This window comes from Nocardioides kongjuensis (genome assembly GCF_013409625.1).
GTDB lineage: Bacteria > Actinomycetota > Actinomycetes > Propionibacteriales > Nocardioidaceae > Nocardioides > Nocardioides kongjuensis.
Genome location: NZ_JACCBF010000001.1, coordinates 2,268,486 through 2,291,369 on the forward strand (window position 1 = coordinate 2,268,486; position 22,884 = coordinate 2,291,369).

A 22,884-nucleotide genomic window follows, 5' to 3' on the forward strand; every position below is an offset into this window, starting at 1 on the left:
GTCATGACGCCCCGACCCGCAACCATGTCTCGGACCGTCCGGACGGACCAGGTCGGCGGCGCGCTCGCCGCCGACCTGCTCGTCGGCCTGCTGTGCTCCGTCGCCGGGTCGGCTTGGCTGGTCCTCCTCGAGCCGGGCCGGCATGCGGGTCACGGCGCCACGGACGACCCGGCCGGTGCGCTCGTGCAGCTCGGTGCCATGGTGGGCTTCGCCCTCGTGCCGGCCGTGGCGGTGGTCGTCGTGCTGCTCTCGGCGCGACGTCCCGTGCTCCTGGTCGCCCCCGCGGCAGCGCTGGCCGTCGCGACCGGCGCCCAGTTGCACGCGTCCTCCGCGGGCGCGACGCCCAGCGTGACCGGGCTGCTCGGGGACACGGCGATGCTGCTCGCCGTCCTGCTGCCCCTGCTCGCCCTGTGCCGCCGGGCTCGTTCGGCGGTCGGCACGCTGTCGCCACGACGGATGCGGGCGTTCGTCGCCGTCGCGACCGGCGCCGTCACCCTGCTCACCACTGCCGCGCTGACGTCGGTGGCACCCGCCGCATCCGCGGCCCCCGGCTGCCTCGCCGGTGGGCCCACGGATGCCTCCTTCGACGTCACGGCGATCGACGTCGACATCCCCGTCAACAGGTTCGGCGACCACGACCCGCAGGGCACCATGTACGCGCTGACCAGCGCGATCCCCGCGATCCGGCAGCAGGAGCAGAGCCAGCAGGTGTCGATCGGACTGCGCGACGACCCGATCCAGCCGCTCGTGATCCGCGCCAACGAGGGTGACTGCGTCGCGATCACCTTCACCAACCAGACCTCGCGCGGCTCGGTCGGCATGCACATCGACGGACTCGAGTTCGCCGTCGACTCCTCCGGCGACCAGGTCGGCAGCAACCCGTCGTCGGCCGCCGGGCCGGGCGACACCGTGACCTACCGGTACGCCGTGCCCGACGACGCGCGCGCCGAGGGCGGGCACCACATCCATCCCGGCCCCGGCATGCGGGCCGCGGTCGACCATGGCCTGTTCGGCTCCCTTGTCGTCGAACCCCCGGGGTCGACCTACTGGGACGCCAGCGAGCCGGGCAAGCCGCTCCTCTCCGGCTGGGAGGCGATCATCAAGCCGGCGGGCATCGACGTGCCCTGCGACATCGGCAGTCACGAACCGACCTGCGCGTTCCGCGAGGCCGCCCTGCTCCACCACGAGATCGGCAACGACAACGAGCAGCTCACCGCAAAGGACGGCAGCCTCGTGCCGCTGGTGGACAACACGACCGGCTCCTACCGTCCGGGCAGCTTCGCGATGAACTACCGCAGCGAGTCGTTCCGCAACCGGCTGCTGGCCTTCCCGAAGGAGAAGAGCCACGCCTACAGCTCCTACACCTTCGGCGAGCCGTCGACGCCCATGATGCGCGGCTACCTAGCCGACCCGACGAAGATCCGGCTGATGCACGCCGGTGCGGAGAAATTCCACATCTTCCACCTGCACGGCGGCGGCGACCGCTGGCGCTTCAACCCGGTCTCCGACCCGTCGTACTACTACGCCGACACCGGCTTGCGGAAGGACCCGGCGACCGACCTGTCGCCCTCGCAGCGACTCGACTCCCAGTCGGTGGGCCCCGGCGAGTCCTACAACCTCGAGCTCGAGGGCGGCGCCGGCGGCGTGCAGCAGTCCGCCGGAGACTTCCTCTACCACTGCCACATCGCCAAGCACTACGTCTCGGGCATGTGGGCGCTGTGGCGGGTCTACGACACCCTGCAGCCCGACCTGGTGCCGTTGCCCGACCGACTGGCCCCGCCCGCACCGGTCGACTCGTCGGGCCTGATCGGGCGCACCTACGGCGGCACCAGGATCACGGCCAACAACCTCGACAGCTGGATCCGGCCGCAGCTGCCGCCGTCGGGCATCCCCGCGAACAACCAGGACGCCACGGTGATGGACTGGAAGATCGCCGGGACGACGGCCCGGCCGGTCTACCTCGGTGCGCCCGCCGACCCGACCGACTTCGTCGAGTCGCCCCACCAGGTCGCCGGACAGCCCAACCTGCTGCTGATCGACCGGGACAGGATCGTCGGCAACCGGCCGACCATCCTGTTCAACCCACGCAACGGCAGACCGGCGTACCCCCTCCTGCGCACGCACATCGGTGGCCGACCACCCTTCACCGGCAACGGGCACACGGGCGCGCCGTACCTCGGCAACAACGCCGGGCAGGCCGGCACCGGCACCGACCCGTGGGCTCGCCGCACCGACGGGCTGTGCCCGGCGGGTCGCACCACCCGCACCTACAACGTCGTGGCTGTCGCCAAGCCGATCCGGCGGACCCCGACGTTCGTCGATCCCGACGGCAAGGTGTTCGTGCTGGCCAAGGACAAGACCGCGCTGCTGGCCGATCCCGAGGCAGGCGAACCGCTGGCCATCCGTGCCAACCAGGGCGACTGCGTGGCTCTCACCCTCAACAGCGAGATCCCGGACTCGGCGGTCTTCGACGGCTTCTCCAAGGTCTCGATGCACATCCACCACGTGCAGTTCGACATCCAGGGATCGGACGGCGTCAGCGCCGGCTTCGCCTACGAGCACAGCGTGCGGCCCTACAACCAGGTGGAGCCGACACTGAGCAAGAACGCGCTCAAGGGGGCGTCCACCATCAGCCTGACCTCGGTGGCGGGACTGAGCGGCCTGGACGCCAACAACAAGGTCGTGGGCAGGTGGATCGCGATCGGCCAGGGCACGGAGGGCATCGAGATCCGGCAGGTCAAGTCGGTCAACACGAACCTGCGCACCGTCACCCTGACGGCCGCGCTGGGCAAGGCGCACGCGGCTGGGGAGTTCGCCGGAACCGAGTTCATGCAGAACCGCTGGTACCCGGACGTGCTGCTCGACAACGTCTTCTGGCACGACCACGTCGACGGCATCCACGGCTGGGGTCACGGTCTCGTCGGCCAGATCATCGTCGAGCCGAAGGGCTCGACCTGGACCGACCCGGTCACCGGTCAGCCGGTCGACTCCGGAGCCCTCGTCGACATCCACACCACGAACCCGCTCGCGCCCGGCCTGGTCGAGGGCAGCTTCCGCGAGCTCGCGCTGTGGACCATCAACGACAACGACAGGAGCGACTTCTCCACGCTGAACCTGCGTGCCAACCCGCTGGTCGACCGGCCCGACAAGGCCCACCAGTTCAGCTCGTGGACGTACGGCGACCCGCTCACCCCGTTGCCGAGGCTCTACCCCGACGACCCCCTGGTGGTGCGCGCGATCAGCATCTCGCCGACCCTCGACACGCTCCACTTCCTGGGCACCACCACCGTGCTCGAGCCACGGCAGAGCGCCGGCGGGCAGCCGAACGGCTCCCTGGTCGACGCGGTCCACGGCGGCATCAGCGAGCGGTTCACCCTGGTGCTCAACGGCAGGCCCGACGCCATGCGGCTGCAGCCCGGTGACTACCTGTACGCCAACGGCATGGAGGAACGCACCCAGCAGGGCGCGTGGGGCATCGTCCGGGTGCTGCCGGGGCTGGTCGGCAACCTCAAACCGCTTCCGGGCGTGAGCACCCCGAGCACGACGTACACCGAACCGACCAGCACCGGCGGCCCTCCGCCGGATGCTCCGCCGGGCAACCCATGCCCGGCCGGCGCGCCGGCCCGGTCCTTCGACCTGTCCGCCGTGGACCGGTCCACGACCTTCAACGGCGCGCGGACGGCGTACGTACCGACGGTTGACGCGAACGCGATCATCCAGCGGATCAAGCAGCCCGAGCCCCTGGTGATGCACGTGGTCGCGGGCGAGTGCGTGACAGTCACGCTGCGCAACCGGCTCGTGACACCGGTCGGGTTCAGTGTGGGGAAGCTCGACAGGGAGGCCGGGTCCGGCGGCGTCGACGTGGGCTACGCACCCGAGCAGGACGTGGCGCCCGGGGGCAGCCGCACCTACCGCTACTACGTGCCCACCGACCACATCGGCAGCGCTGCGATCGGTGACCTCGCCAACGGCACCAGCCTCAAGAACGGCCTGTACGGCGTCGTGGTGGTGGCCCCGGCCTCGACCGTCCCGGGCCAGCCGACGATCTTCCGGGACCCGACCACGGGCGCCCTGAAGGACCTCGGCGCCCAGGTGCTGGTCCGGGCTCCGGGCCAGGCTCAGCCGAACTACCGTGACTTCACGGTCCAGCTGGCCGAGGACGACATCGCCATGGGACGCGACCAGATGCCGTACCCGACCGACGCCGACGCCGGACGCACGCTCCTCGGGTACCGGGCGGCCCCGGCCGGCGACGGCGCCAGCGCCTTCGTCGACCCCGGTGCGGTGCCGACCCTGACGGCATACGCCGGCGACCCGATGCTGGTGCACGTGCTGATGGCTCCCGGCAGCGAGAACAGCCACGTCTTCTCGCTGGGCGGCCTGCGTTGGCCGCAGGACCGGCTGATCCCCGGAACGAACTGGATGTCCGCCCAAGGGATGGGTCCGTGGGAGACCTTCGACCTCGACGTGGTCGGCGGTGCCGGCGGCGGACAACCCGGCGACTACGTGTACGGCGACGCCCGGCGTCCGTTCACCGCGGTCGGAGCCTGGGGCCTGCAGCACGTGCTCCCGGCGGACAGCTGCTCGGTGCGCAGGGTCGACGCCAGCAGCTGCTAGCCCGACACGGGAGAGGAGGGGCGGGCCATCGAGCCGCCCCTCCTCCTCCGCACCCGGGACTCGAGCTCAGGGAACCGGGGTCCCCGCGAGGGCGGTCGGATCCGCTTCGACCGACGGGGTCTCGACCGCCGATCCCTCGACCGGCGACTCCTCCACCGGCGGCGTGCACACCGGAGCCGGTGCCGGCGTGGTCGTCGGCCCGGGCACGGGGTCGGCCGTCGGGGTGTCGCCGGCCTCCTCGGTGGGCCACTCGGTCGACTCGGTGGAGTCCGCCGGCGGAGCGCAGGCCTTCGGCGTGCTCTCCTCCGGCGGCACCGGCGCAGGCGGCTCGGGCAGGTCGGCGGGCACTTCCACGGGCACAGGGTTCGGGACGGGCTCGGGGACAGGTGGCTCGGGGACAGGCGGCGCCGGGACAGGCGGCGCGGCTGCGACGAGCGTGGCCTGGCCCTGGCCTCCCGTCACGGGCTGCGGCGCCGGCGGGACCTGGGTGGCGATCTGGGTCGCCACCGGCGGGTGCGGAGGCGGCTGGACCGGAAGAGCACCGTCGAGACGGTCCTTCCAGCCCAGGATCAGCTCGAGGTAGTCCCGCGAGTGGTTGTAGGCCAGGACCGCCGCCTCGAGGTCGGCCGGATCGGCGAGGTCCCTGCCCTCGGCGCAGAGGTACTCCGCGGCGGCGACCGTGGCGTCGTCGATGTCCTGCGGATCCAGGACGCCGTCGCCGTCGCCGTCGCTCCCCCACCGCACCCACGTGCCGGGGAGGAACTGCATCGGCCCCACCGCGCGGTCCCATCGGGTGTCCCCGTCGAGGGTCCCCCGGTCGGTGTCGGCGACCGCTGCGAACGCCGTCCCGTCGAGCACGGGGCCGAGGACCGGCGGCACCACCCGGTGCCCGGGGTCGAGGGCACGCCCGGACAGCGAGCCGGACTCCACCTGCCCGATCGCGGCGAGCAGCGACAGCGGCAGGTGGCAGTGTGCGGGCGCGCTCGCCACTGCCTGTGCGTAGGCCTGCCACAACAGCGCCGACACGGCGCTGCGGGGGCTGTCGCCGCCCGGGGCGGCGAGCACTATCGGCACGTCGTACACGTGCCCGGCGGCGCCGGGCACGGAGCGCAGACGTGCCGGGGTCACCGAGGCGGCCTCGTCCGCCGCGCCGGCCGGCCGCTCGCCGGCCGGTGGTACGACGACCACCGTGCTGGCGACGACAGGCAGCAGCAGGCAGGCCAGCGCCGGGCGCGCGCCAGCGCCCCGTGCGGGCCTGTGCTGCGCAGCCCCCCACCGCCGCCCACCGTGCCGCTTCGCGCTGCTCATCTCCCCAGCATCGGCGGGAGACCTTGCGCGCACCTTGGATCGCATCGCGGCACCAGCAATTCACAAGGTACGCCCGGCAGGGTGGGGCCATGACCGGTGTGCTGTCCCCCGCCGACGCGGGCCGGCAGGTGTCGATGGCGGCCGACGTCGACCTGGTCGCACGCGCCGTCGTGACGAGTGCCCTGGTCGGCAGCGCTGTCATCCACGGCACCGTCGCCGGTGAGCACTTCGGTGAGTGGGTGCTGGCGGGGTTCTTCTTCATCGTGGTCCAGCTGGCCGAGCTGACCCTCGCTCTCGCGGCGGTCTACGCCTGGTCGCGGCGGGCGGCGCTCCTCGTTGTCGGCACCGGACTCACGACCGTTGCGCTCTGGTCGGTCTCTCGAACGACCGGGCTTCCCATGGGCCCCGACGACTTCCGCGCGCCGGAGCCGGTCGGCGTACCGGACCTGGCCTGCGGCGTCCTCGAGCTGATGTCGGTGGCGGCAGCGTGCGTCGCCCTGTACGCCGCGAGCCCGCGCGGGCGAGCGGGGAGCCGGTCACGTCCCCGACCGTCCCGTCGGGGGATCGCGGTGGCGTGCGCCGCGGTCTGGGCGGCCCTGGCGCTCACCGCGTGGGGCGGCGCACCCACGGTCCTCGGCGGTGGCGAGGACGCCCACCACGGTTCCGGGGCGGTCTCGAATCCTCGATGAGGAGGTCGTCGGCCAGCGCGGTGGCTGCTGCCGGACAGAGCCAGACGTCGCCCCGGTGCACGGCGCGGACCGCATCGACGATCTGACCGGCGTCCGCGCCCTTGAACAGGTACCCCGTCGCGCCGACGGCGAGGGCGGCACGGATCAGTGCGGGAGCGCCGTGGCAGGTGTGGACGAGCACGTGGACGCCGGCGTTCGCAGCCACGATCTCCGCCGCGGCGGCGAGGCCGCCGCAGCCCGGCATCGACAGGTCGAGGAGCACGACGTCGGGAGCCAGCGTCCGCGCCAGCGCGACCGCATCCTCGCCGGTGCCCGCGCTCCCGCACACCGTGATGTCACGCTGCTCCCCGAGAATCGTGCCGATGCCCATCCGGACCAGGACATGGTCGTCGGCGATCACCACCCGGATCATCAGCCACCTCCTGCGCGGTTCCCGTCCCGCGGTCCGTGCCCAGTCTCGACACGCGGGCCTGCGTAATCCTTGGACGGCGGGGGCCCTACCGGTCCGGGTCAGGCACCGGGAAGGAGCCGCGCAACACGGTGCCGCCGTCCAGAGCGGGGCCGATGGTGAGCTCGCCGCCCTGGTGGACGACCGCGTCGCGGAGCAGGCGCAGCCCGAGGTGACCCGACGGCGACTGGGAGATCCGCTCGGGCGCGAGTCCCCGGCCGTCGTCGCGCACCGAGACCTCGACCTCGCTCGCGCTCGCCCGGACGACGACCCAGGCGCGCGTGGCACCGGCGTGCTTGACGACGTTGAGCAGGCCCTCGCGCACGATCCGGTACGCGAGCTGGTTGGTGACCCGACCCAGGACCCGATCGGTCCGGACGTCGACACTGACGACCGTGCCGGACCGCTGCGCCGAGACCGCCAGCTCGTCGAGGGCGTTGGCCAGCTCCCCCAGCGCGAGCGACGGCGGGTAGATGTCGACCAGCAGCGTGCGCAACGCGGCCAGGTCGCGGCGCACGAGCTCGGTGGCGTCGACGACGATCTGGTGGGCGTCCTCGGCGTCGGGGACGCGTGCCAGCCGCGACGCCGCCGACGGCAGGGCGTAGCCGAGGCCGGCGAGGTCCTGGACCACCCCGTCGTGCAGCACCTGCGCGATCCGGGAGCGCTCGAGGTCCGCCGCGCCCAGCGCGTGGCGCAGCAGCCGGTTGCGCTCCAGCACGCTGCGATTGGCGCTGCGGGCCAGGCTCACCGCGATGGGCAGCACCAGGGCCAGCAGCAGCAGCATCGACCCGACCGACAGCGGCGCGATCGTCCAGAGCAGCCGCCGCTCGTCGTCGTGGATCCGGGCCGCCGACCAGTAGGTCTCGAAGATCAGCGGTACGCCGTCGGCGTCCGCCGCCCCGACGTACACCTCGAGGAGGTGGCCCGGTGCTGCCTCCAGCTCGTTCTCGGCGTGCGACAGGTCGGAGAGCTCGGCGTGCGAGAACGAGCCGCCGGCCAGCGACCGCATCGGCTCCTCGAGCTCGAACCTCCGCCCGATCAGGGCGGTCTCGTCCGACCAGATGACCGTGCCGTCCGTGCTCCACAGCTTCATGTGGACGATCGAGCCGGCCTCGATCCGGTTCGCCATCACCCGCGCGAAGACCTCCGTCGCTGCCGGGTCACCGTCCCGGACCCCCTGGGTGACGAGCGGGGCCGCGACCCCCCGCGCGAAGGCCTCGCCACGGGCGCGGGCATCGCGGATCGCCATCTTCTCCGACATCGTCTGGGCGACGTACAGGGTCGCGACGCTGACGACGAGCACCGAGAGCATCGCGCGCACGAGGAACTCGACGAGGGCGCGACGGCCGAGCCCACCTGCTGGCGGCCGGGTACGGTCACGAGGCGACATCGCTGACGCCGACGAGGCCGGAGCGCAGCGCGACCACGACGGCCTCGAGCGGTGACGGAGCCCCGAGCTTGGTGAGCACGTCCTGCACGTGGCCGCGGCACCTGCCCACCGGGATGCCGAGCTCCTGGGCGATGACCGACGCGTCGAGCCCGGCCGCCAGGAACTGGAGGACCTCGTGCTCGATGGCGCTCAACGACGGCGGGTGCGCCGCGAGCGCGGCGGGGTCGACGCCGAGGTTGCGCAGCAGCCGGGGCTGGACGACGAAGCTCCCGCAGCGGGCGGTGCGCACCGCGTGCAGGATCTCCTCGACGTCACCGTCCTTGGGGTGCAGGGCGCAGGCGCCGGCCTCCGCGGCGCGCCGCATCAGCGTGGTGTCGATGTAGCCGCTGAGCACCGCGACCCGCAGGCGCGGGTGGCTGGCCACCAGCTCTGCGGTGGCGGCCACGCCGTCACCGTCGCGCAGCCGCGCGTCCATCAGCACCAGGTCGGGTTGCAGCGACGCGACCATCTCGAGCGCGACCGCGACGTCGCCGGCGATGCCGACGCACTCCATGTCGGGCTGGTCAGCGAGCGTGATCGCGAGCAGCTGCGCGAACATCAGGTGATCGTCGACCACGACGATCCTGGTCGGCCGGGCGGGCGCCGGACGCGACACGGTCTGAGCCATCAACTTTCTTCCACCCCCATGAATCGAAGGGCCCTCCATGCCCACGGTGCCGGGGCGGCGGTCCCGAGCACGACGACCCGTTCGGGCTGCCCCGCCAGGACTGGGAGAAGGCGGTGCGGCTCACGGCTGGAGGGCGATCACCCTGACGGCTGCCGCCGACAGGGCCGAGTCGAGGGCGGGGAGCACGGCCCCGGGGGTCGACGCCAGGGACTGGCGGAGCAGGACCAGAAGCGTCTCCAGCTCGGGGCCGGCCAGGCGGCGCCGGTCCCGCTCGTCGGAGGAGTCGCGCAGCACCGCGAAGTAGAGCTCGCGGGTCTCGGGACCGGGCTCGTCTCCGAGTTCGTCGAGCACGACCTGCCGCAGGTCCGCATAGGCACGCAATGCCTCGCCGTGGCGTCCGGCGAGCCAGTACGACCGGATCAGCTGCTGCCAGGCGAGCTCGCACAGTCGGTCGAGGCGCACGGCCTCGACGGCCAGCCGGGTCGCGTCGCCGAAGCGCCGGGTCGCGTTGGCCAGGCCGGCGGCGCGCACGTACGTCGCGACCGCCTCCCGGGCGAAGACCTCCCGTGTCCGCTCGGCCCACGCGGCGTACGGCTCGCTCTCGAGGAGGTCGCCCGTGGTCAGCCGGACCGCGTCCAGTGCCCGGTCCACCGCGACGTCCGCGTGGCCGGTCGCGGCGTCGAGGTGGGCGCGCGCCTCGGTCAGGTCCACCGACACCGACGGCCCGGCGAGCTGATAGCCGCCGGCCGAGGTCGCCAGGACCGAGCCTCGTCCACTGCGCACCCCCAGGCAGTGCCGCAGGTTGCAGACGTAGCTCTCCAGGGTGCCGTGGTGCGACGCCGGCGGCTCGCCGTCCCAGACCAGGTCGGCCAGCCGGTCCTTCGCGACCGGCGCACCTGCCCCGACGGCGAGGATCTCCAGGATCTGCCGGGGCCGGCCGCGCAGGGCGCCGGGTGCGAGCCACTGGCCGTCGACCTCGACGGACGTCGGCCCGAAGAGCTTCACGCGGATCATCCAGCTCCCCCTTCGCAGGCCCCGGGGTCAGGCAACGTGGCTGCTGCCGCCTCACGCCAGTGTCGCGGAGAGCGCCCTCTCCCGGCAGGTGCTGGGTTCCCCAGAATCGAGGAAATCAGGCGGCCGGCCAGGACAGCATCACGACGCTGCGGCCGCAGCGTCGGGCTCGACGTCGCTCTCGTCGAGGTCGAGCACCGGGGGTCGCCGGGTGAAGCCACGGGTCAGCACCGCCAGGTACACCACGCCGATCCCGAACCAGCTGAGCCCCACCTTGAAGGTCGTCGCCGAGAGGCTGGTCCACAGCCAGGCGGTCAGCGCGAAGCCGATCAGCGGCACGAGGCCGTAGCGGACGAGAGCCGCGGTCCCGCGGTGGCCGTGGTCGACGAGGTAGTGCTTCACCACCGCGAGGTTGACCATGGAGAAGGCCACCAGCGCCCCGAAGCTGATCATGGCCGCCGCGAGCTCGAGGCTGATGAACAGGGCCGTCAGGGACACCGCCCCGACCACGAGCACGGCGAGGACGGGGGTGTTGAACCGCGGGTGCAGACGGCCGAACACGGTGCGGGGCAGCACCCCGTCGCGCCCCATGGCGAAGAGGATGCGGGCCACGCTGGCCTGGGAGGCCATGGCGGAGGCGAAGCAGCCGGCGACGTAGGCGGCGGTGAAGAAGGAGACGAGGAACGCGCCTCCCGCCTCCCTCATGACGTCGGTGGCCGCCGAGTCGACGTCGGTGAACAGCGACGGGTCGGGGAAGACCAGGTGGCCCACCCAGGCGAGGGCGATGAACAGCAGCCCGCCGTACAGGGTCACCAGCCAGATCGCCCGCGGGATGGTGCGCTGGGCGTCGCGCGCCTCCTCGGAGAGCGTCGAGATGGCGTCGAAGCCGAGGAAGGACAGGCAGAGCACCGCCGCGCCCGCGGCCAGGGAGGAGAACTGCGCGCCCTCGCCGAAGAAGGAGGTGCCGAGGGAGGGTGCGCCGTCGCCGGCCAGGTGGTGCAGGGACGTCGCGAGGAACACGATGATGAAGACCGCCTGCGCACCGACCAGGACCAGGTTCATCCGGCTCACCATCTTGATGCCGAGCACGTTGAGGCCGGTCACCACGGTGATCGAGAGGAGGACCCACACCCAGGCCGGGACCGCGGGCCACTGGGCGTGGAGGAAGATGCCGATGACCAGGTAGTTGATCATCGGCAGGAACACGTAGTCGAGCAGCAGGCTCCACCCGGCGAGGAAGCCGGCGTGCGCACCGAAGGCCTTCTGCGTGTAGGAGTACGCCGAGCCGGCGTACGGGTGGGCCACGACCATGCGGCCGTAGGAGTAGGCCGTGAACAGCATCGCCGCGAGGGTGAGCACGTAGGCCCCGGGCAGGTGGCCGCCGGTCATGTCGGTGACGACGCCGTAGGTCGTGAACACCGTCAGCGGCACCATGTAGGCCAGGCCGAACAGGATCAGCTCGGGCGTGCCCAGCACGCGCTGGAACCGGCCGGTGGGGTGGGACATGGGAACTCCTGGGGTGTGCGGTGTCAGGCGGTGCGGTGGACGACCCGGCCGGCGGCCACGGTGAGGGTGACCCGGGCGTCGGTCGGCAGGACGTCGGGCGCGTGCGGACCGGCGAGGACGTCGGTGTCGAGGACGGCCAGGTCGGCCCGCGACCCGACCCGGAGCACGCCGGCCTCGTCGTCGTGGTTGACGTACGCCGACCCGGCGGTGAAGGCGCGGAACGCGGTGGCGGCATCGAGCGCCTGGTGCGCCAGGAACGGGGCGCCGCCCCGCTGCGAGGGATCCGTGCGGGTGATGGCCACCTCGATCTGGGCGAGCGGGTCGGCCGTCGAGACGGCCCAGTCGCTGCCCATCGCCAGCCGTGCACCGTGGAGCACCAGGTCGGCGAAGGGGAACTGCAGCCGGGCGCGGTCCTCGCCGAGGAAGGGCAGCGTGAGCTCGTCCATCTGGGCGTCGCTCTGCGCCCAGTAGGCCTGGCAGTTCGCCACCACGCCCAGCTGCGCGAAGCGCGGGAGGTCCTCGGGCTGCACGAGCTGCAGGTGGGCGATGTGGTGGCGCAGGTCGTTGGGCCCGTGGGCAGAGCGGGCTGCGGCGACCGCGTCGAGGCAGTCGCGGGAGGCGCGGTCACCGATGGCGTGCATGTGCACCTGGAAGCCGTGGCCGTCCAGCGCGGTCACGGCCTCCTGGAGCAGCGCGCGCTCGACGTAGCTCAGGCCGCGGTTGTCCGTGTGTCCGCCGCAGCCGTCGCAGTAGGGCTCGAGCAGCGCGCCGGTGTAGTTCTCCATCACGCCGTCGGCCATGATCTTGACGCTCGTCGGGGAGAAGGTCCCCACGGGGCCGCTCCCCCGGCGTGCGACCAGCTCCTCGACCTGCTCCAGCCCCCGGTGCCGGTCCCACCACAGCGCGCCGACGACGCGGGCGGTCAGCTCGTCGTTCTTGGCCAGCGCCTCGTAGGCGGCCTGTGTGTCCGGCGTGACCCACGCGTCCTGCCAGCCGGTGATGCCCAGGCCGTGCAGGTGGGCCTGCGCCACCCGGATCGCCTGCTCCCAGTCGGCCTGGGCCGGACGCGGCACGAAGCGGTCGTTGAAGGTGTAGGCGGCACCCTCGTGGAGCGTGCCGGTCGGCTCCCCGGTCACGGGGTCGCGCTCGATGCGGCCGTCCGACGGGTCCGGCGTGGCGCGGTCGATGCCCGCGACCGCCAGGGCTCGGGAGTTCACCCAGGCCCCGTGCACGTCACGGTTGAGCAGGAACACCGGCCGGTCGGGCACGATCGCGTCGAGGTCCTCCTTGCGCGGGGTGCCGCCGGGGAAGTACTCCATCGCCCATCCCCCGCCGACGATCCACGGCGCGTCGGGGTGCGCGGCGGCGTACGCGGCGATGTGCGCCAGGTAGGCGTCCTTCCCCTCGAGGTCGTTGAGCCAGACCCGGAGCAGGTTGTGCCCGGCGAAGGGGGCGTGCACGTGGGCGTCCTGGAACCCCGGAAGCACCAGGGCTCCCTCGACGACCTCCGTGCGGGGGCCGGTGACGGCGGCGACCTCCTCGGCACCGAGGGCGACCACCCGGTCGCCACGCAGGGCGATGGCGTCGGCGCTCGGCCGTGCCTCGTCCCAGGTGACGACGTGCGTGTCGCGGACGACCAGGTCGGCGTGCGTCATTCCAAGTCCTCTCGTGTGGCGCGGGCCACAGGAAAGCACATGACGAAACGTTTCGGCAATAGCCGTGGGCGAGGTTCTCAGCACTCGGTAGGTTGTCCGCATGCCACCGCGCCGAGTCACGATCCGCGACGTCGCCCGGGCGGCCGGCGTCTCGACGTCGACCGTCTCGGAGGCCCTCTCGGGCCAGGGCCGGATCGCGTCCGAGACCCGGGAGCGCGTGCGCCAGGTCGCCGACGAGATCGGGTACGTCGCCAGCGCGGCCGCACGCAGCCTGCGCCTGGGACGCTCGGGCGCACTCGGCCTCTACGTGCCCGACCGGACCGTCGGCTTCGAGTACTACGTGCAGCTCTCACGCGGAGCCGCAGAGGCCGCCCTCACCCACGGGCTGGCCCTCACCCTCGTGCCGGCGTGGGACAACGTCGAGCAGCTGCGGGCCCTGCACATCGACGGCCTGATCGTCGCCGACCCCGCGGTCGGCGACCCGGTCCTCGCGGTGCTCCGCTCGCTCCCCGTCCCGATGGTCACCGTCGAGCGCGACCTCGGTCCCGACGCCGGGCCGGTGGGCGTCGTGGCCTCCGACCACCTCACCGCCACGGGCGAGCTCCTCGACCACGTGGTCGCGACCGGGGCCACCTCGATCGCCGTCGTCGCCCCCGGCGACGAGACGTCCTTCGGCCAGCAGATCCGTGAGGCCTGCCGCCGCTACGCCGGCGTCCGGATCGTCGACATCCCCCTGGCCTACCGGCCGGAGGACGCCACGGCCGCGGTCGACGAGGCACTCGCCTCGGGAGCCGACGCCCTCGTCCTGGTCCCCGACGGCTCGGTGGTCGTGGCCCTCCACCACCTCCGGGAGCGCGGCATCCGCGTGCCCGACGACGTCCTGCTGGCGTCGTACGTCGACGGGCCGTCGCTGCAGATCACCCGTCCGCGCATCACCGCCGTCGACATCGACCCGCGCGCCACCGGGGAGGCAGCCGTCGAGGCACTGGTCGACGTCGTCGTGCACGGGAGGCAGGACGTCGTCGAGACCTTGGTGCCGTCCCGCCTGGTGGTGCGCGAGTCGACCCGGCGCTGAGCCCCCGAGAGGCTCAGCGCTGCCAACCCTCCTGGATCGCGCCGATCACCTTCGGCCGCAGGTCGCTGGCCGCGATCACCTCGTCGACCGAGCCCACCTCGACCGCGCGGTGGATGTCGTGGACACTGTCGAACTCGGCGGCCACCTCCGCGATCTTGTCGGCGCGCAGCTGGGCCCGCAGCTCGGCGAGCTCGACGACGAGGGCGCCGCGCTCACCGTCCTCGGCGTGGTCGATCCGCTCCTGGAGCTCGGCGACCTTCGGGTCGGCCGCGGCCCGCTTGGCGACCTCGGCCGCGAACACGACCGCTGCGGCCGGGGCACCGCCGAGAACCGAGGCGTAGGAGCCCTCGATCGCGAGCACCGTCATCGCCGGGTTCAGCTGCTTGGAGAAGACCACGAACGCGCCGCCGTGGTAGCGCGAGATCACGCAGAACACGATCGGGCCGTCGAAGTTGACGATCGCCCGGCCGATCTCGGCGCCGTACTCCAGCTGCAGGTTGCGCATCGACTCCGGCGAGCCGTCGAAGCCCGACAGGTTCGCCAGCACGACGAGTGGCCGGTTGCCGGAGGCCGCGTTGATCGCGCGGGCCACCTTCTTCGACGACCGCGGGAACAGGGTGCCCGCGGTGTAGGTGTCGGGGCCGTCGGTGGGAGGGAAGCCCGCTCGCGGCACCGGCTTGGACTCGATGCCGACCAGGCTGACCGGGTACCCGCCGATCCGGGTGTCGACGACGACCGCGGTGTCGGCGTCGGCCATGCCGGCCCAGCGCTCGAGCATCTCGTGGTCGGCGTCGGCCAGCGCCCGCATCACCGTGCGGATGTCGAAGGGCTTCTTGCGGTCCGGGTTGTGCGTCGCGGAGAAGATCTCGCCGACGGTCGCGAAGTCCGTGCCGGGGTGCGGGTACGACGTCACGTCGCGGTCGACCGGGTCGCTCGACTCGGCGCGCCGCGGCCCGTTCTCGCCGGGGGCGACGTAGGTGTGGTCGTAGTGCGCCATGAGGACGCCGAACGCGCCGGCCAGGTCGGGCACCCAGTACTGCGCCTGGCCGTTGGGGCCCATCACCCGGTCGTAGCCGCCGATGCCGTGGTTGTCCTCGGCCGAGACGCCGCCGGAGAAGTCGAGGGACTGCTTGCCGGTCAGCACCATCGCGCTGTCGGGGGTCATCACGAGGATTCCCTTGGTGTGCATCAGCATCGTGGCCTCGGCGTTCCAGTACGGCTGGGCGCCGACGTTGATCCCCGCGACGACGATGTTGATCTCGCCACCGGCCTGGGTGAACTGGACGATCCGGCGCAGGGCCGCGGCCACCCAGTCCATGTTCTCGGTGCCGCTCTCCATCGAGATCCGGGCACCGGCCGAGACCGCGAACCACTCGACCGGCACGCCCAGGCGCTCGGCGAGGTCGATGGCCGCGATGATCCGCGAGCACTCCGGCTCCGAGACCGCGCCGAGGGACATCAACGGGTCCCCGCACAGCACGACCCGGGTGACGCCCTCGGGGTGCAGCGGCGTCGGGGTGGAGACGACCGCGACGATGATGCCGGCCTTGTTCTGGCCGGGCTCCCGCTCGACGGGCACCAGGACGCCGGTGTCGTCGAGGTCGTGCTCGACCACCGTGCCGCCGCCGGCGAGCACGGGCTGCAGCTCGTAGGGGTAGACCAGGCCGCGGCGCCGGGCACGCAGCACCTTGCCGGCGTACTCGTCGAGCGGGGCCAGCGGCTCGGTGGGCGGCGCGACGATGTCGGCCACGACGCCCGCGCCGGGCTTGGCGTGGAACCGGATCGCCAGCGGGGTGGGGGCGCCGCCGTCGGGGCTCGCGACGCGGCCCTCCGCGAGCACCTCCTCGATGCCCGCGCCCTCGCTGAGCGGGGTGATCTTGCCCTGCAGCGCGGTCAGCTGGTCGAGGTCCGCCTCGACGACCGGCCACACCGTCACCCACACGTGGTTGACGTCGAGCTTGGTGCCCTCGCGGCCGCGCGCCGTACGGACCCGGCGGATCGCCTCGAGGCAGTTCTCGACCGCGCGCTCGGCGTGCGGGAGCGCGATCACCCGCCCGTCCTCGTCACGTACGACGGCCAGCTGGCGCACCTGGGCCGCGGCGACCAGGCGGCGGTCGGCCGGGTTCGTGCGGGCGACGCACTCGTAGAGCAGGACGTCGTCCGGCGCGGCCAGCCTGGTCACGTCGAACTCGCGCAGCCGCCACAGGTTGAGGCGACGCCCGACCATCGGGTGCATGCCGCGGATGAGCGTGTCCTCCACCAGCTCGCCGTCGCCCTCGGGACGGAAGGTGAAGTAGTCCACCGGCTGCGGCGCGGCGGGGCAGACCGCGACGGAGACCCGGCGGGCGCGGGCGGCGAAGTCCTGGCCGGCGAGCATCTTGGCGACCTCTGCCGAGGCCCGGTCCGGGTCGGCAGGGGCGTCGGGCCAGCGCAGGTAGATCTCGACGACGTCGTCGTGGTCGGCGACCAGCGCGTCGGTGATCGCGGTGCCGAGCGCGCCGGCGGGGTCGGCCAGCTCGGTGACGTCGCCGATCGTGGACACGACCCGGGTCGCGCCCTTGTCGTCGGTGGCGTACTCGGCGTGCACCACCGGGCGACCGCCGTACTCGCCGGGGGCGGAGACGGTCAGGTCGTGCAGGTCGTACTCGAGGTAGTGGCGCCGGATCAGCACCTCCAGCAGCGGCTCGCGCTCGGGCAGGCCGTCGACCAGGCGGTCGCGGAGGAAGCCGACCAGCTGCTCGGGGATGGCGGTGAGGGCGGCGATCCGGGCGTCCCGGTCGGGCGCGGCGGCGTCGGTGAGCGCGGCGACCTCGGCGGCCACGCCCTCGAGCACCGTGCGGCGCTCGTCGTCGACCAGCGGCTGGTCGAACCAGGCGAAGCGGACCGAGCGGGCCAGGTCTCCGACGACGGCGAAGCGCAGCTGGGTGGCGCGCACGAGGCGCTCGAGCAGCGCCCGGGCCTCGGCCTGCTCCTCGGCCGGGGGCGGCGGCGGGGTGCTCAGCCAGCGCTGGAGCACGCCGACGGCGATGTCGACGTCGGAGGGGTGCTGCTGGGCCAGGAAGACCCGGAAGACCGCCTGCTCGAGCTCGGGGGTGCGCTCGAGGTCGGTGATGCCGTAGTGCGCGAGGACCCGGAGCAGCTTGTCGCGGAAGTGGTCAGGGAGCGCGCCGCGGTCGGGGTCGAGGCTGCGCAGGTAGGTGTGGAAGTACTCCCGCGAGCTGTGCACCCGCAGCTCGGTGTGGCCCTCGTCGCCGGCCGGCCGGTTGCGGCTGAGCTCGGCGAAGTCGGCGAACAGCGCGAGCAGGTCCATCTCGGCGCGCAGGGCGCCGGGCTCGCGGGTGGCGAGGTGGCCGGCCAGCAGCGCACCGCGCTGGTCCGGCGCGATGTCGTAGCCCAGCAGCTGGCCGGTGAGGGCACCGAGCGTGTCGGTGGCCACGCTGGCGCGGTGCGAGCTCGGCAGGTCCAGGTCGACGGCCCCACCGGCAGCCTCCGCGGCCTCGTCGCCGTCACCGGTCGGGTCCAGCCGCACCAGCGGCGCGCCGGTCTCGACCTGGCCGCCGACGCGGACCAGCAGCTCCTTGATCCGCCCGGAGAAGGGCGCGGGGAGCACGGTCTCCATCTTCATCGACTCCAGCACCAGCACCGGCTGCCCGGCGGCGACCTCGTCGCCGACCGCGACCGGGGTGGCGACGACCAGGGCCGGCGCGGGCGAGCGGACCATGCCGCCCTCGTCGCGGCTGACCCGGTGCATGACGTCGTCGACCTCGACCAGGTGGACGGTGCCGTGGGTGGCGGTGACCAGCCGGTAGCGGTGGCCGTCGACGGTGAGGCGTCCGTGCACGTCGTCGATCCGGTCGAGGACCGCGGTGACGGTGCGCTCCTCGCCGCCGCCTGCGACGGTCACGTCGTACCGGGCGCGACCGGTCTGGCGCACCGTGAGGGCGTACGTCGCTCCGCGCAGCTTGAGCTCGATCGTGCGGGACGGGTCGTGCTGGACCTGCGGGCGACCGCCCTGCGCGGACTGGAGGAAGCGGGCGATCTCGGCGCGCTCCTCCTCGTCGTACGCCTCGATCGCGGCGGCCACGAGCGCGACGCCGGAGTGCCGCGCCGACTGCAGCCGGCCGCCCGACTGGTCGCCGCGGACCCGGTCGATCCAGCCGGTGTCGGCCCAGGTGGGGGTACCGCTGGTGACCTCGCCCTGGTCGAGCAGGTCGAGGATGAAGCTCTTGTTGGTGGCACCGCCGTCGATGACGACCGTGGTCTCCCCCATCGCGCGGCGCAGCCGGGCCAGCGCCTGCTCGCGGTCGGTGCCCCAGGCGATGACCTTGGCGATCATCGAGTCGAAGTCGGCGGGGATCACGTCGCCCTCGGCGACACCGGTGTCGACCCGGATCCCGGGGCCGGCGGGCAGCTCGAGGCGGGTGATCCGCCCGGGCGCCGGGGCGAAGTCGCGGTCGGGGTCCTCGGCGTTGAGCCGGGCCTCGACGGCGTGGCCGCGCTCGACCGGGCGCTCGCCGGTGAGTGGGATGCCGCGCGCGACCTGGATCTGCAGCGCGACCAGGTCGGTGCCGGTCACCTCCTCGGTGATCGGGTGCTCGACCTGGAGACGGGTGTTGACCTCGAGGAAGGCGAAGGACCGGGTGCCGGGGTGGTAGAGGAACTCGACGGTGCCGGCGCCGGCGTAGCCGACCGCGTTGGCGAGCCGCTCGGCCGAGCCCTTGAGGTCGGCGGTCTGCGCGTCCTCGAGCAGCGGCGAGGCCGACTCCTCGATGACCTTCTGGTTGCGGCGCTGCACCGAGCAGTCGCGCACGCCGATCGCCCACGCGGTGCCCTGGCCGTCGGCGATGACCTGGACCTCGACGTGGCGGGCGTCGGTCACCAGCTTCTCGAGGAAGACCACGCCGCTGCCGAACGCGCGCTCCGCCTCGTCGCGGGTGCGCTGGTAGGCGTCGGTGAGCTCCTCGGCGGAGGTCACCTTGCGGATGCCGCGTCCGCCGCCACCGGCGGTGGCCTTGAGCATCAGCGGGTAGCCGACCTCCTCGGCGCTGGCGAGGGCCGCCTCGAGGCTGTCCACGCCGCCGCGGCTCCACGGCGCCACCGGTACGCCGACCTCCTCCGCGATCAGCTTCGAGCCGATCTTGTCGCCGAGCCGGCGCATCGCCTCGGCGCTGGGGCCGATGAAGGTGACGCCGAGCCGCGCGCAGAGCTCGGCGAAGGCCGGGTCCTCGGCCACGAAGCCCCAGCCGACCCACGCGGCGTCGGCGCCGCTCTCGGTCAGCGCCCGCTCGAGGACGGCGAGGTCGAGATAGGGACGGTCCGCGGCCGCGCCCAGCAGGTAGGCCTCGTCGGCCTCGCGGACGAACGCCGAGCCGGCGTCGACGTCGGTGTGCAGCGCGATCGTGCGGATCTGCTCGCTCCCGGACGTGTGCCGGGCGTTGAGGTCCCGCACGGCGTGGATGAGTCGCATGGCGGCTTCACCGCGGTTGACGATGGCGATTCGCGAGACCGTTGGCACGGTCTCGACCCTTCCATCTCGCGGCGCGCGCGGGACAGCGCGGATCCCACAGGCTTGTCGCCGAATCGTTGTGGGATCCGTCCAGCCGCGGCGCTGGCGCGCGGCCGGGACGAGGCGCACGCTGGGGTCATGGGCTTCTACGACGACCACGTCGTGCCGCGGATCGTGAACCTCGCCTGCGGCACCAAGGACATGCGACCGCACCGTGACCGCGCCTGCGCCGGGCTGCACGGCGAGGTGGTCGAGATCGGCTTCGGGTCCGGTCTCAACGTGCCGCACTACCCGGACACGGTCACCCGGGTCACCGCCGTCGAGCCCGCCGACCTGGGTTGGAGGCTCGCGGAGCGCCGGGTGGCGGGCTCGCGGGTGCCGATCGACCGGGCCGGGCTGGACGGGCAGTCGCTGCCGTTCGCCGACGACTCCTTCGACAGCGCCCTGAGCACGTGGACCATGTGCACGATCCCCGACGTCGCCCGGGCGCTGCGCGAGGTGCGCCGGGTGCTCAGGCCCGGCGGCACCCTGCACTTCGTCGAGCACGGCCTCGCGCCGGACGAGAAGGTGCAGCGCTGGCAGTACCGCCTCGACCCGATCGAGAAGAGGATCGCGGGTGGCTGCACCTTCAGCCGGCCCATCGCGAGGCTCGTGACCGACGCCGGGTTCACCATGACCGAGCTCGACGAGTTCTACGCCACCGGTGGGCCGAAGTTCGTGACCGCGTTCTACCTCGGCGTCGCCGCTGCCTGACGCGCTGATCCACCCCAGCGATCTACCCCATCGACGTGATGACGGCCTACGGGTGCGGGACCAGACTCGAGTCGGGAGAAGGAGCCTGCCATGTCCTGGAACCTCACCGGAAGCTACGTGGAGACCTGCTCGTGCGAGCTGATGTGTCCCTGCAACCTGTCCCTCGACCACGGCGCCACCTACGACTTCTGCCGGGTGACGCTGGTGTTCGACATCCGCGCGGGCGACATCGAGGGCACCGACATCGCCGGGCGCCGCGTCGTGATCATCGCGGACACCCCGAAGGTGATGACCGAGGGCAACTGGCGCCTCGGCGTGTACGTCGACGACGGCTCGGACGACGACCAGTTCGACAAGCTCGTCCAGCTCTTCGGAGGCCAGCTCGGTGGCCCGATGGGCGCGCTGGCGCCGCTGGTCGGCGAGGTGCTGGGCGTGGAGCGCGCCAGCATCGAGATCGCCGACGACGGCCTGCGGCACAGCGTCCGGGTCGGCGACACCATCGACTTCGAGATCGAGGACGTCGTCCCGTTCGGCGTCGAGACCGGCGAGCCGGTCCGGTTCAACGGCATGTTCCACCCGATCGGCCCGGACCTGACCATGGCCGAGGCGAAGCACTCCCGGATCAACGCGTTCGGGATCGCCTACGAGGGCCGCACCGGGCTGTCGAAGTCCGAGTTCTCCTGGGCAGCCTGAGCGCCGCACCGATGAGCTCGCCGGGCCGGGCACCGGCCGACACCGGCCTCACCCCGGCCTACGCCGCCGCCCGGGCCCGGCTCGGCCTGGTCGCCGCCCTCGTCGCCGTCGCCGCCGTCGGCTGGGCGTGGACCGCGCGCACGATGCGCGGCATGGACGCCGGACCGTGGACGGACCTCGGGGGCCTCGCCTGGTTCCTCGGCGCGTGGGTGGTGATGATGGCAGCGATGATGCTGCCCTCGGTGGCCCCCACCATCGCCCTCTACGCCAAGGTCACCCGCGCCTCCTCGCCCCTGTCGCCGTGGCTGTTCGCCGGCGGCTACCTGGTCACCTGGGCCGGCGCCGGCCTCGCGGCGTACGCCGTCGGGAGCGCTGCCTCCGCCCTGCTCGGCGACCGCCTGGCCTGGGACCGGGCCGGCCACGGCCTGGCCGCCGCGACCCTGGTCGCCGCCGCGGCGTACGAGCTCACCCCGTTGAAGCGCGTGTGCCTCACGAGGTGCCGCAGCCCTCTCGGCTCCTTCCTCGGCTCGTGGCGCGGCGGCCGCGGGGGTGCGCTGCGGATGGGCATGACCAACGGCGCCTGGTGCGTCGGCTGCTGCTGGGCGCTGATGGCCGCGCTGTTCGCGCTCGGGGTGATGAGCGTGTCGTGGATGGCGCTGGTCGCCGCGATCATCGCCGCCGAGAAGACCCTCCCCTGGCGCCACCTCCCGCTCGCCACGGCCGTGCTGCTGCTGGTCCTCGGCGCGACGATGCTGCTCGCGCCCGGCGTCCTGCCCGGGCCGACCGTCCCGGATGCCCCGGCCATGCCGATGGGCTGAGGCCGCCGGCCGGTCAGCTCGCGCGGTTCCAGCCGGTCGCTGGCGGGTGCCAGTCGACCCGGGACGCGGCGCCCACCGCCGCGACCTGCGAGCGCACCTCCAGCTTCGCCAGGATCGACTTGACCTGCGTGCGCACCGTCGTCTCGGACACGACGCACGTGCGGGCGATGTCACGCACCTGCGCCCCCTCCATCAGGGCCGCCAGGACCTCCGTCTCCCGCGGGGTGAGGCGGGCCAGCCGCGCACGCACCGCCCGGACCTCCTCCCGCTCGCGGCACGCTGCCTCGACGAGCTCCGCGCGCTCGGCGGCCGGCATGGCGGGCAGCCCGTCCCGGATCCGGCCGACGGCAGCCAGCACGTCGTCGAGGCATCCGGTCATCGGGAGGACGGCCTTCGCCCCCTGCCGCAGGCACTCGCCCCGGTCGCCGGGGGTGCGGCGATCGGTGAGGACGACGACCGACACCCCGGCCCCGGCCAACGGGGCGACGAGGCGGATGCCGTCCCCGATCCGACCGAGGTCCGGGTCGAGCAGGACCACGCGGGGCACCGAGCGCAGCACGCACGCCAGCACGGAGGCGAGCGTGGCGCCGGACTCCGCGAGGTTGAGGCGCTTGACCAGGTAGCCCTCCTGCGCCAGGGTCGCGGCGACGGACTCGGCGAAGAGCACGTGGTCCTCGACGATCGTCAACCGGGTCGGCCGCGCGCCCGGCGTCATGTGTTGTCCCAGTCGTCCACCGCAGGTGCTCCA

15 protein-coding genes are annotated in these 22,884 nt (G+C 73.1%); 6 read left to right on the forward strand and 9 right to left on the reverse strand.

Features of this window, described 5'->3' with window-relative positions:
- The first annotated feature begins 24 nt into the window (after nt 1-24).
- Entirely contained in the window at nt 25-4,617 is a 4,593-nt protein-coding gene (locus tag BJ958_RS10905; protein ID WP_179726855.1) for a multicopper oxidase domain-containing protein, read from the forward strand.
- A gap of 66 nt (nt 4,618-4,683) precedes the next feature.
- On the opposite strand, the gene BJ958_RS10910 is transcribed toward BJ958_RS10905, so the two are convergent.
- Entirely contained in the window at nt 4,684-5,925 is a 1,242-nt protein-coding gene (locus tag BJ958_RS10910; protein ID WP_179726856.1) for a lytic transglycosylase domain-containing protein, read from the reverse strand.
- 89 nt (nt 5,926-6,014) lie between these two features.
- On the opposite strand from BJ958_RS10910, the gene BJ958_RS10915 reads away from it, so the two are divergent.
- Nucleotides 6,015-6,614 (forward strand): hypothetical protein, encoded by a 600-nt coding sequence (locus BJ958_RS10915; protein WP_179726857.1) that lies wholly within the window; start codon nt 6,015-6,017, stop codon nt 6,612-6,614.
- Here BJ958_RS10915 and BJ958_RS10920 read toward each other — a convergent pair.
- From BJ958_RS10920 to BJ958_RS10945, 6 genes are all read right to left on the reverse strand, one after another.
- Entirely contained in the window at nt 6,529-7,026 is a 498-nt protein-coding gene (locus BJ958_RS10920) for a response regulator (RefSeq protein ID WP_179726858.1), read from the reverse strand. The two genes, BJ958_RS10915 and BJ958_RS10920, sit on opposite strands and share 86 nt — an antisense overlap.
- An 85-nt stretch (nt 7,027-7,111) precedes the next feature.
- A complete protein-coding gene (locus tag BJ958_RS10925; protein WP_179726859.1) occupies nt 7,112-8,452 on the reverse strand; it encodes a sensor histidine kinase in 1,341 nt (446 codons plus the stop codon).
- On the reverse strand, nt 8,439-9,119 hold the full coding sequence (locus BJ958_RS10930) for a response regulator transcription factor (RefSeq protein ID WP_179726860.1): 681 nt from the start codon (nt 9,117-9,119) through the stop codon (nt 8,439-8,441). The genes BJ958_RS10925 and BJ958_RS10930 overlap by 14 nt, the downstream gene beginning before the upstream one ends.
- 120 nt (nt 9,120-9,239) lie before the next feature.
- On the reverse strand, nt 9,240-10,133 hold the full coding sequence (locus tag BJ958_RS10935) for an AfsR/SARP family transcriptional regulator (RefSeq protein WP_179726861.1): 894 nt from the start codon (nt 10,131-10,133) through the stop codon (nt 9,240-9,242).
- 138 nt (nt 10,134-10,271) lie between these two features.
- Complete coding sequence (locus BJ958_RS10940; protein ID WP_179726862.1) at nt 10,272-11,636, reverse strand: APC family permease; 1,365 nt, start codon at nt 11,634-11,636, stop codon at nt 10,272-10,274.
- 23 nt (nt 11,637-11,659) lie between these two features.
- Nucleotides 11,660-13,291: an amidohydrolase gene (locus tag BJ958_RS10945; RefSeq protein WP_179726863.1), complete on the reverse strand. Its 1,632-nt coding sequence runs from the start codon at nt 13,289-13,291 to the stop codon at nt 11,660-11,662.
- 100 nt (nt 13,292-13,391) lie between these two features.
- On the opposite strand from BJ958_RS10945, the gene BJ958_RS10950 reads away from it, so the two are divergent.
- The gene (locus tag BJ958_RS10950; protein WP_179726864.1) at nt 13,392-14,366 is read left to right on the forward strand and encodes a LacI family DNA-binding transcriptional regulator; all 975 of its coding nucleotides are present in this window, start codon (nt 13,392-13,394) and stop codon (nt 14,364-14,366) included.
- 13 nt (nt 14,367-14,379) lie between these two features.
- Here the strand turns inward: BJ958_RS10950 and BJ958_RS10955 are convergent, their stop codons facing one another.
- Nucleotides 14,380-19,881: an ATP-binding protein gene (locus tag BJ958_RS10955; protein WP_179726865.1), complete on the reverse strand. Its 5,502-nt coding sequence runs from the start codon at nt 19,879-19,881 to the stop codon at nt 14,380-14,382.
- Between the two features lie 129 nt (nt 19,882-20,010).
- On the opposite strand from BJ958_RS10955, the gene BJ958_RS10960 reads away from it, so the two are divergent.
- The 3 genes from BJ958_RS10960 (at nt 20,011) to BJ958_RS10970 (ending at nt 22,136) form a co-directional block, all read left to right on the forward strand.
- A complete protein-coding gene (locus tag BJ958_RS10960; RefSeq protein WP_179726866.1) occupies nt 20,011-20,625 on the forward strand; it encodes a class I SAM-dependent methyltransferase in 615 nt (204 codons plus the stop codon).
- A gap of 90 nt (nt 20,626-20,715) precedes the next feature.
- Nucleotides 20,716-21,318 (forward strand): DUF1326 domain-containing protein, encoded by a 603-nt coding sequence (locus BJ958_RS10965; protein WP_179726867.1) that lies wholly within the window; start codon nt 20,716-20,718, stop codon nt 21,316-21,318.
- A gap of 11 nt (nt 21,319-21,329) precedes the next feature.
- Nucleotides 21,330-22,136: a DUF2182 domain-containing protein gene (locus BJ958_RS10970; RefSeq protein ID WP_179726868.1), complete on the forward strand. Its 807-nt coding sequence runs from the start codon at nt 21,330-21,332 to the stop codon at nt 22,134-22,136.
- Between the two features lie 13 nt (nt 22,137-22,149).
- Here the strand turns inward: BJ958_RS10970 and BJ958_RS10975 are convergent, their stop codons facing one another.
- Nucleotides 22,150-22,851 (reverse strand): LuxR family transcriptional regulator, encoded by a 702-nt coding sequence (locus tag BJ958_RS10975; RefSeq protein ID WP_179726869.1) that lies wholly within the window; start codon nt 22,849-22,851, stop codon nt 22,150-22,152.
- Nucleotides 22,852-22,884 lie beyond the last annotated feature (33 nt).

Coding starts and splice junctions, on each gene's coding strand:
- BJ958_RS10905 (WP_179726855.1), top strand. CDS start 25: ATGTCTCGGACCGTCCGGACGGACCAGGTCGGCGGCGCGCTCGCCGCC.
- BJ958_RS10910 (WP_179726856.1), bottom strand. CDS start 5,925: ATGAGCAGCGCGAAGCGGCACGGTGGGCGGCGGTGGGGGGCTGCGCAG.
- BJ958_RS10915 (WP_179726857.1), top strand. CDS start 6,015: ATGACCGGTGTGCTGTCCCCCGCCGACGCGGGCCGGCAGGTGTCGATG.
- BJ958_RS10920 (WP_179726858.1), bottom strand. CDS start 7,026: ATGATCCGGGTGGTGATCGCCGACGACCATGTCCTGGTCCGGATGGGC.
- BJ958_RS10925 (WP_179726859.1), bottom strand. CDS start 8,452: ATGTCGCCTCGTGACCGTACCCGGCCGCCAGCAGGTGGGCTCGGCCGT.
- BJ958_RS10930 (WP_179726860.1), bottom strand. CDS start 9,119: ATGGCTCAGACCGTGTCGCGTCCGGCGCCCGCCCGGCCGACCAGGATC.
- BJ958_RS10935 (WP_179726861.1), bottom strand. CDS start 10,133: ATGATCCGCGTGAAGCTCTTCGGGCCGACGTCCGTCGAGGTCGACGGC.
- BJ958_RS10940 (WP_179726862.1), bottom strand. CDS start 11,636: ATGTCCCACCCCACCGGCCGGTTCCAGCGCGTGCTGGGCACGCCCGAG.
- BJ958_RS10945 (WP_179726863.1), bottom strand. CDS start 13,291: ATGACGCACGCCGACCTGGTCGTCCGCGACACGCACGTCGTCACCTGG.
- BJ958_RS10950 (WP_179726864.1), top strand. CDS start 13,392: ATGCCACCGCGCCGAGTCACGATCCGCGACGTCGCCCGGGCGGCCGGC.
- BJ958_RS10960 (WP_179726866.1), top strand. CDS start 20,011: ATGGGCTTCTACGACGACCACGTCGTGCCGCGGATCGTGAACCTCGCC.
- BJ958_RS10965 (WP_179726867.1), top strand. CDS start 20,716: ATGTCCTGGAACCTCACCGGAAGCTACGTGGAGACCTGCTCGTGCGAG.
- BJ958_RS10970 (WP_179726868.1), top strand. CDS start 21,330: ATGAGCTCGCCGGGCCGGGCACCGGCCGACACCGGCCTCACCCCGGCC.
- BJ958_RS10975 (WP_179726869.1), bottom strand. CDS start 22,851: ATGACGCCGGGCGCGCGGCCGACCCGGTTGACGATCGTCGAGGACCAC.